This is a genomic window from Sphingomonas citri (genome assembly GCF_019429485.1).
In the GTDB taxonomy this organism is placed as follows: Bacteria; Pseudomonadota; Alphaproteobacteria; order Sphingomonadales; family Sphingomonadaceae; genus Sphingomonas; species Sphingomonas citri.
Genome location: NZ_JAHXZN010000026.1, coordinates 1 through 1076 on the forward strand (window position 1 = coordinate 1; position 1076 = coordinate 1076).

Sequence of the window (1076 nt, forward strand, 5' to 3'; positions counted from 1 at the left end):
CGCATGTTCACCACCTCGGCCGCGCCGGGATAGCCGACCGGCCCGGCGCCGCGCATGAACAGCAAGGTCTCGGGCGTGATCCCGGTCGCGGGATCGTCGATCCGCGCGTGATAGTCCTCGGGCCCGTCGAACACCACCGCTGGGCCCTCGAAGGCGTTGGGATCCGCTGGGTTGCTGAGGTAGCGGTCGCGGAACTCGGGCGAGATCACGCTGGTCTTCATCACCGCCGCGTCGAACAGGTTGCCGGTCAGCACCAGGAACCCCGCCGCCTCCTTGAGCGGGCGGTCGTACGGGCGGATCACCGCCTCGTCCTCGATCGCCACGCCGCGGCAGTTCTCGCCCATCGTGCGGCCGTTGACCGTCAGCGCGCCCTCGGCGATCAGCCCCTGCCCGATCAGCTGGTTCACCACCGCGGGCACGCCGCCGGCGCGGTAATAATCCTCGCCGAGATACTCGCCCGCGGGCTGCAGGTTGACCAAGAGCGGCACCTGATGCCCCTCGGTCTCCCAGTCCTTGAGCGGCAGCTCGACCCCGACGTGGCGCGCCAAGGCGGCGAGGTGGATCGGCGCGTTGGTGGAGCCGCCGATCGCGGAATTGACCTTGATCGCGTTGTGGAACGCGTCCCTGGTCAGGATGTCCGAGGGCTTGAGGTCCTCCGCCACCATCTCGACGATCCGCTTGCCGGTGAGGTACGCCACCTCCTGCCGGTCGCGATAGGGCGCCGGGATCGCCGCCGAGCCGGGCAGCGACATGCCCAGCGCCTCGGCCAGGCTGTTCATCGTCGTCGCCGTGCCCATCGTGTTGCAATAGCCGGTCGACGGCGCCGACGAGGCGACCAGCCGGATGAACTCGGCGTCGTCGATCTCGCCCGCGGCGAGCATCTGCCGCGCCTTCCACACGATCGTGCCCGACCCGGTGCGCTCGCCCTTGTGCCAGCCGTTGAGCATCGGCCCGACCGACAGCGCGATCGCGGGGATGTTGACCGTCGCGGCCGCCATCAGCGCGGCCGGCGTGGTCTTGTCGCAGCCGATCGTCAGCACCACGCCGTCGAGCGGGTAGCCGTACAGCACCTCGAC

1 protein-coding gene is annotated in these 1076 nt (G+C 70.0%); it reads right to left on the reverse strand.

All coding sequences use genetic code 11. The annotated features are described in order from the left end of the window. On the reverse strand, window positions 1–1076 hold a 1076-nt coding region (locus KZ820_RS21665; protein WP_219750867.1), incomplete at both ends, for a dihydroxy-acid dehydratase domain-containing protein.